The sequence below is a fragment of the Marinobacterium sp. MBR-109 genome (assembly GCF_040547565.1).
Taxonomy (GTDB): domain Bacteria; phylum Pseudomonadota; class Gammaproteobacteria; order Pseudomonadales; family Balneatricaceae; genus Marinobacterium.
Window position 1 is genome coordinate 128,412 of record NZ_JBEPPZ010000010.1, and the last position, 6,503, is coordinate 134,914.

8 protein-coding genes are annotated in these 6,503 nt (G+C 53.9%); all 8 read left to right on the forward strand.

What is annotated here, in order from left to right:
* The first annotated feature begins 29 nt into the window (after positions 1 to 29).
* Positions 30 to 653, forward strand: coding sequence for a thiol:disulfide interchange protein DsbA/DsbL (locus ABIE60_RS13320; RefSeq protein WP_354470012.1), 624 nt, complete (start codon positions 30 to 32; stop codon positions 651 to 653).
* Positions 654 to 778: 125 nt separating this feature from the next.
* Complete coding sequence (locus ABIE60_RS13325) at positions 779 to 2,347, forward strand: GGDEF domain-containing protein (protein ID WP_354470013.1); 1,569 nt, start codon at positions 779 to 781, stop codon at positions 2,345 to 2,347.
* Between the two features lie 37 nt (positions 2,348 to 2,384).
* On the forward strand, positions 2,385 to 4,016 hold the full coding sequence (ubiB, locus tag ABIE60_RS13330) for a ubiquinone biosynthesis regulatory protein kinase UbiB (protein WP_354470014.1): 1,632 nt from the start codon (positions 2,385 to 2,387) through the stop codon (positions 4,014 to 4,016).
* A gap of 76 nt (positions 4,017 to 4,092) precedes the next feature.
* Positions 4,093 to 4,503 (forward strand): phosphoribosyl-AMP cyclohydrolase, encoded by a 411-nt coding sequence (gene hisI, locus ABIE60_RS13335; RefSeq protein ID WP_354470015.1) that lies wholly within the window; start codon positions 4,093 to 4,095, stop codon positions 4,501 to 4,503.
* Entirely contained in the window at positions 4,496 to 4,828 is a 333-nt protein-coding gene (locus ABIE60_RS13340; protein ID WP_354470016.1) for a phosphoribosyl-ATP diphosphatase, read from the forward strand. Before hisI ends, ABIE60_RS13340 begins: the two co-directional genes overlap by 8 nt.
* Before the next feature lie 94 nt (positions 4,829 to 4,922).
* Positions 4,923 to 5,180, forward strand: a complete 258-nt coding sequence (tatA, locus tag ABIE60_RS13345) for a Sec-independent protein translocase subunit TatA (RefSeq protein ID WP_354470017.1) — start codon at positions 4,923 to 4,925, stop codon at positions 5,178 to 5,180.
* A gap of 11 nt (positions 5,181 to 5,191) precedes the next feature.
* Positions 5,192 to 5,542, forward strand: coding sequence for a Sec-independent protein translocase protein TatB (tatB, locus tag ABIE60_RS13350; RefSeq protein WP_354470018.1), 351 nt, complete (start codon positions 5,192 to 5,194; stop codon positions 5,540 to 5,542).
* A complete protein-coding gene (tatC, locus tag ABIE60_RS13355; RefSeq protein ID WP_354470019.1) occupies positions 5,539 to 6,315 on the forward strand; it encodes a twin-arginine translocase subunit TatC in 777 nt (258 codons plus the stop codon). Before tatB ends, tatC begins: the two co-directional genes overlap by 4 nt.
* Positions 6,316 to 6,503: the final 188 nt, after the last annotated feature.

The window sequence follows — 6,503 nt, forward strand, 5'->3', positions numbered from 1 at the left end:
GGCATGATGCCAGCTCTGGGAGAATTGAAATGCTGAAAAAACTGCTGCTGACAGCATCGCTGTCGCTGTTTGCCACGCTGTCCTGGGCTCAGGACTATCGTGAAGGTGAGCACTATTTCACCCTGTCTCATCCGGTCAAAACGGTTGCGGATGAGAAGGTGGAAGTGGTTGAGGCCTTCGGATACGCCTGCCCTCACTGTAATACCTTTGAGCCCCTGCTGGCACATTGGCGCAAGCAGCAGGCTGATGATGTGGCTTTTGTCGGCTTGCCCGTGGTATTTGGCCGCAGCTGGGAGCCGCTGGCGCGAGCCTATTATGTGGCGGAGTTGAGCGACAAGGTTGAAGAAACCCATCAGCCAATGTTTGATGCCATCCACCTTCAGCGCAAGCGTTTCAACAGTTTGGAAGCACTGGCCGAGTTTTATGCCCCCTTGGGTATCGAGCAGGAAGAGTTCACGAAGCTTTACGATTCCTTTGCCGTCAACATGAAACTCAAACAGGGTGACTCGAAGCTGCGGGGCTATGAAATTACCGGTGTACCGGCCATGGTGGTGAATGGCAAGTACCGTGTAACCGCCGCTTCGGCAGGAGGTCACAAGGAAATGCTGGAAGTCGTGGACTATCTGGTTGAGCGCGAACGCTCAGCACCCTGATACAGATCATGCCGCAGTGCCCGAAACCGCCTTCCACAGGCGGTTTTTTCGTTTCCATTCAGAAACGCAAGGTAATATGCTGTAGCTCTGAAGCGTCAATGGTCTTGTGGTGAGGAAAGTGAATTGTGTCTGACCAGGAAAACTGGAAGCGCAAATATACGGAGCTGACGCTCGAAGTTGAGCGGCAGCAGCAGTCTGATGCCCGTATCAAAAGCGAGCTTACTGCACTGGTCGAGCATATGGCGCTGGGGCTGCAGGGCAATGGATCCGAGCTTGACGGCGAACTTGCGTCCCTGTTGGCTTCGCTGAAGTCTCAGAACACCGAACGTGTGGCATCTCTGTCACGTCAGGTCCGTAAAAGCGTCAAGCAGCTGGATCAGGATCGGCACCGAGTCTCCGACAGCCTTGCCAAGGTGCTGCAGCGCTGGAGCCAGCAACTGCGCAGGGTCAACAAGGTTCCTTCCGTTGATAATCTGCTGGGCAACGTTGAAAACCGTATTCCTGATGCGGTTGAGCGTCTGTACAAACTGTCCGACCTGCTGCTGGATCTGGTCGAGTTGCAAAATGGCATGCTGGCGAGTGATCCGGTCTCTACATCGCCTGAAAATGATTTTGAACTGAATGCCGATACGAGCCAGGATCTTGAGATGCTCCGCGCCAGTGTCGCGTCGGAGATGCTGCAGTTGCTTGAAGCGCTGCAGGTACCGGCAGAGGGCGTCGAGCGGGCACGAGGACTGGTCTGTCAGCTCGAAGAAGGCCTCGAGCTTGAGCAGCTGCCGGTTATGCTCTCTACGGTGGTGGAGCTGGTACGTCTTGCAGGTGGTAATACGCAAGAAGACTTTGAAAACTATCTGCTCACGCTGAACTCCCAGCTTTCCTATGTACAACAGTTCCTGGAAGAAAGCCGAACCGATGAGGCGCAGGCGGTGCAGGCGCACCATCAGCTGGATTCAAACGTGAGGCGTGATGTACGCAACATCCACCTTACGGTCAAGGAGTCGGAGGACCTCAATCTGCTGAAGCAGAGTGTCGCCCGTCAGCTGGCCTCTATCGTACGTACCATGGACAGCTACCGACAGCAGGAGCAGGCGCGCGAAGACCGTCTGAATCAGCGTTATGATGACCTGCTGCACAAGGTTGAGCAGATGGAAGTCGAGACCAGCAAGGTCAAGGCAAGGATGAAAGAGGAGCAGCTGCGTGCGCGTACAGATCCCTTGACCGGTCTGCCGAACAGGACAGCCTACGAGCAGCACCTGGAGTCTGAGATGGACCGCTGGCGTCGCTATCAGACACGCTTTTCCCTGGCTGTCGGTGATATCGACTTCTTCAAGAGAATCAACGACGATCTGGGGCACCTGGCCGGTGACCGAGTGTTGCGTCTGGTGACCAAGGTGTTGGGGCATAATCTGCGCAGCACCGATTTCATTGCCCGTTTTGGCGGTGAAGAGTTTGTTATTCTGTTTCCCTCAACCAGTGCCGATGAGGCCTACCGTGCCACCGAAAAGTTGCGTCAGGCCATTGCCGACAGCCCCTTCAACTTCAAGGGTGAGCGGGTTGAGGTCAGCATCTCCTTTGGTGTCGCCGAAGTTGCCTCCGAAGATGACGCAGAGAACCTGTTCACGCGTGCAGATCAGGCGCTCTATCGAGCCAAGCAACAGGGTCGAAACCAGACACAACTGGCCACTACAGGGTAGAATGGGGCTTTTCGTCAACCACGGGATATCCTGAGCTGTGCGGACCGTATTGCGCTCATTGAAGATCGCCTGGATCTTCTCCTACTATCGCCTCGACACGTTTTTCAAGCAGCCGCTGCTGCCCTGGTATATACGGGCGCTCTTCTGGCTGCTGCCCTCCCGCTACTTCATACCTGCACGCCGCCCGCAGGCGGAACGTCTGCGCCTGGCGCTGGAAGCGCTGGGGCCGGTGTTCATCAAGTTTGGCCAGATGTTGTCTACACGCCGAGACCTGCTGCCGGATGATATCGCGCTGGAACTCTCAAAGTTGCAGGATCGGGTGCCGCCGTTCTCCGGCCAGTTGGCACAGAAAATAATCGAGCGAGAGTTGAAGCGACCCGTTACGGAAATTTTCTCGTCGTTCAGTGTCGAACCAATGGCGTCCGCTTCGGTGGCTCAGGTGCATGCGGCGACACTGAATGACGGCAAGGCGGTCGTGGTCAAGGTGATCCGTCCCGGCATCAGCGGCGTTATCCGCCAGGATGTGGCGCTGTTGTATCTGCTGGCGCGACTGATGCAGGCGATCTGGGCCGAGGGGCGGCGGCTTCGTCCGGTCGAGGTGGTACATGAGTATGAGCAGACCATTTTCGACGAGCTGGATTTGCGCAAGGAAGCGGCCAACGGCTCACAGCTGAGACGCAATTTTGATGACTCTGCGATCCTGTATGTGCCTGAGATATTCTGGGACTACACCCGTCAGCAAGTCCTGGTGATGGAGCGTATACAGGGTGTCCCGGTCGCTGATGTGGCGCAGCTGCGAGCCCAGGGAACTGACATGAAGCTGCTGGCCGAGCGTGGCGTGGAGATATTCTTCACCCAAGTATTTCGTGACAGCTTTTTCCATGCCGACATGCATCCGGGCAATATTTTCGTATCACGGGATAATCCGGCCAATCCGCAATATATCGCCGTGGACTTTGGCATCATCGGCTCACTCAATGCCGAGGATCAGAACTATCTGGCACGTAATATTCTCGCTTTTTTCAAGCGCGATTACCGGCAAGTTGCGCAGTTGCATATCGATTCAGGCTGGGTGCCTAGAGATACTAACGTACATGCGTTCGAGACGGCGATCCGCAGTGTTTGTGAGCCGATTTTTGAGAAGCCGCTGAAGGATATTTCTTTTGGTATGGTGTTGCTGGGTCTGTTCCAGACCGCACGTCGCTTCAATATGGAAGTTCAGCCGCAGCTGGTGTTGTTGCAGAAGACCCTGCTCAATATTGAAGGGTTGGGGCGCCAGCTTTATCCCGATCTGGACCTTTGGCAGACCGCCAAGCCGTTTCTGGAAAACTGGATGCAGCAGCGCATGGGCATCAAGGCTGCCTATCAGAGTATCAAGCAGCAGGCGCCGGAGTGGTTGGAAAAAATGCCCCATTTGCCCCAGCTGGTGTATGACAGCCTGCAACAACTCAAGCTTGGTTCTGAAAATAATGAAGGACTGCAGCTCAAGCTTCAGCGGCAGCGGGTTCAGGATGAACAACGTAAAAGACGCTATCTGCTGACGGGCATAACCCTGATGGCTGCGGCGGTTGTGACTGCGCAGCCATCGCTGCAACAAAACGTACAGGATCTGCCTTGGTATGCACTGGTGGCGGGGGGCTGCGGCTGGCTGCTGATCTGGCGAGCCTGAGGCTGCTGGTTCAGGTCGTCACGATCAGTTATGCTTCGTCGCTTCCAATTCAACCGGAACAGCACAGAGAGGCATCATGTCTGCAGACTGGCTTGAGCAGATCAAGTGGGACGAAAAGGGCCTGATACCGGCCATCGCCCAGGACTTCAGAACCGGGCGGATCCTGATGGTGGCCTGGATGAATGAAGAGGCGCTGCGCCTGACGGTGTCCGAACAGCGAGCCATCTATTGGTCACGCTCGCGCAACAGGCTCTGGCGCAAGGGTGAAGAGTCCGGACATGTGCAGAAACTGCATGAACTTCGACTGGACTGTGACGGAGACGTGATTCTGCTCAGTGTTGAACAGTTGGGCGACATCGCCTGTCATACCGGTCGTGAGAGCTGCTTCTATCGTGTACTGCGCAACGGCACTGAATGGGAAACCGTTGATGCCGTACGCAAGGATCCGAATCAAATCTATACCAGTAAAGGCTCGCATGATGAGTGATGTGCTTGATCAACTACAGCAGGTGCTTGAGGCTCGTAAGCAGGCGGATGCTGAAACGTCCTATGTGGCTTCTCTGCATGCCAAGGGGCTCAACAAGATTCTGGAAAAGGTCGGTGAAGAAAGTGTCGAAACGATACTGGCTGCGAAGGATGCCGGTATCAGCGGTGATAATACCGATCTGATCTATGAAACCGCAGACCTCTGGTTCCATACACTGGTGATGCTGTCACATCTGGGAGAGAGTCATACGGCTGTACTGCAGGAGCTGGCACGTCGTTTTGATCTTTCAGGTCTGGAAGAGAAAGCCTCACGAGGCAAGCAATAAACATTAAAACCGTTTCAGCTGCGAGCTGTAACGGTGCTATAAGATATGACTGATATATTCACTACAGTGAATCTTTATAACCGCGGGAGGCAATATGCTCGGTGGAATCAGTATTTGGCAGCTGTTGATCGTTCTGGTAATCATCATTCTGCTGTTTGGCACCAAAAAACTGCGCAATATTGGTGGTGACCTGGGTGGTGCCCTGAAAAGCTTCAAGAAGGCAGTGAATGAGGATGATGCAGGCAAGAGCGACAGTGAAGCCGAGCAGAAAAAGATCTCGGCCGAGCAGGATGCTCAGTTCAAGGAGTCTGAAAAAACTGATACCAAAACCGACAGCAAGTCAGACAAGTAAGCTGACAGCAGATGTTTGATATCGGTTTCTTTGAACTTCTGGTCATAGGTGTTGTTGCGCTGCTGGTGCTGGGTCCTCAGCGTCTGCCGATGGCCGCACGCACCTGCGGCCTGTGGCTGGGGCGTCTGCGACGTACCGTTGGCTCCATCCAGAGTGAGATCAGGGAAGAGCTCAGAATGGAAGAGCTGAAGCGGACAACGGCGATCGAAAAAGAGCAGCTTGAGCGAGAGCTGAGGGAGATGAGCCGACCATTTTCAGACTCGCCTTTCGAAACAGGTACTGCCGATAAGGCCGAGAAGTCGGCTGCAGCCGGTCCGGCGACAGATGAAAGTAAAACCAGTGACAATAAAGAGACACCATGAGCGTGGATCATTCTGATCAGGAACAGCCCTTGATTGCCCATCTGGTAGAGCTTCGTCAACGGCTGCTCTACAGCGTGCTGGCGATTCTGGTGATTTTTCTCGGTCTGTTCTACTTTGCCAACGATCTTTACACGTGGATTTCCGCACCGCTAACAGCGTTACTGCCGGAAGGCACAAGCATGATCGCAACGGATGTGACCTCTCCATTCTTTGCGCCATTCAAGCTGACGCTGGTCGCATCTGCTTTCATTGCCATGCCGTTTTTGCTGCATCAGGCCTGGAGCTTTATTGCACCGGGTTTGTACAAGCATGAAAAACGCCTTGCCATTCCACTGCTGATATCGAGCATCCTGCTGTTCTACATGGGAATAGCCTTTGCCTATTTCGTAGTGTTCCCGATCATTTTTGGTTTTTTTACCAGTGTTGGCCCTGAAAATATTGCGGTCATGACCGATATCAGCAGCTATCTCAACTTTGTCCTCAAGTTGTTTTTTGCTTTTGGCATTGTCTTTGAAATCCCTGTGGCGACCCTGCTGCTGCTATGGTCCGGTGTTGTGACTGTCAAAGGTCTGAAACAGAAGCGTGCCTATGTAGTGGTAGGCTGCTTTGTTCTTGGCATGTTACTGACTCCTCCGGATATAATTTCCCAGAGTCTGCTGGCTGTTCCGATGTGGCTGCTGTTTGAACTTGGCATACTGCTTGGAGCAATACTGGTGCGAAAGTCGTCTGAGCTGGAGGATGAAGTCGAGCCGGCGTCAGACCACGATAAGTGACGCATCATCATAAACAACAGGCGCCTTTGCGCCTGTTGTTGTTTTGGACAGTGGCAAAGCCTGTTTTCATCATTCTGAAACTTTTTTACAAAGAGCTGTTGACTCCCTCAGTGGTGTCTGTAGAATTCGCCTCCTCGCTTGAGACGCTCCACCGGAAACGGTTCAGAGCAGCCTCGGTGAGCAAGTAG

What these genes read in the sequence shown, in the direction of transcription:
- tatA (WP_354470017.1), top strand. Translation starts at nt 4,923, where the DNA reads ATGCTCGGTGGAATCAGTATTTGGCAGCTGTTGATCGTTCTGGTAATC.
- ABIE60_RS13320 (WP_354470012.1), top strand. Translation starts at nt 30, where the DNA reads ATGCTGAAAAAACTGCTGCTGACAGCATCGCTGTCGCTGTTTGCCACG.
- tatB (WP_354470018.1), top strand. Translation starts at nt 5,192, where the DNA reads ATGTTTGATATCGGTTTCTTTGAACTTCTGGTCATAGGTGTTGTTGCG.
- hisI (WP_354470015.1), top strand. Translation starts at nt 4,093, where the DNA reads ATGTCTGCAGACTGGCTTGAGCAGATCAAGTGGGACGAAAAGGGCCTG.
- tatC (WP_354470019.1), top strand. Translation starts at nt 5,539, where the DNA reads ATGAGCGTGGATCATTCTGATCAGGAACAGCCCTTGATTGCCCATCTG.
- ABIE60_RS13340 (WP_354470016.1), top strand. Translation starts at nt 4,496, where the DNA reads ATGAGTGATGTGCTTGATCAACTACAGCAGGTGCTTGAGGCTCGTAAG.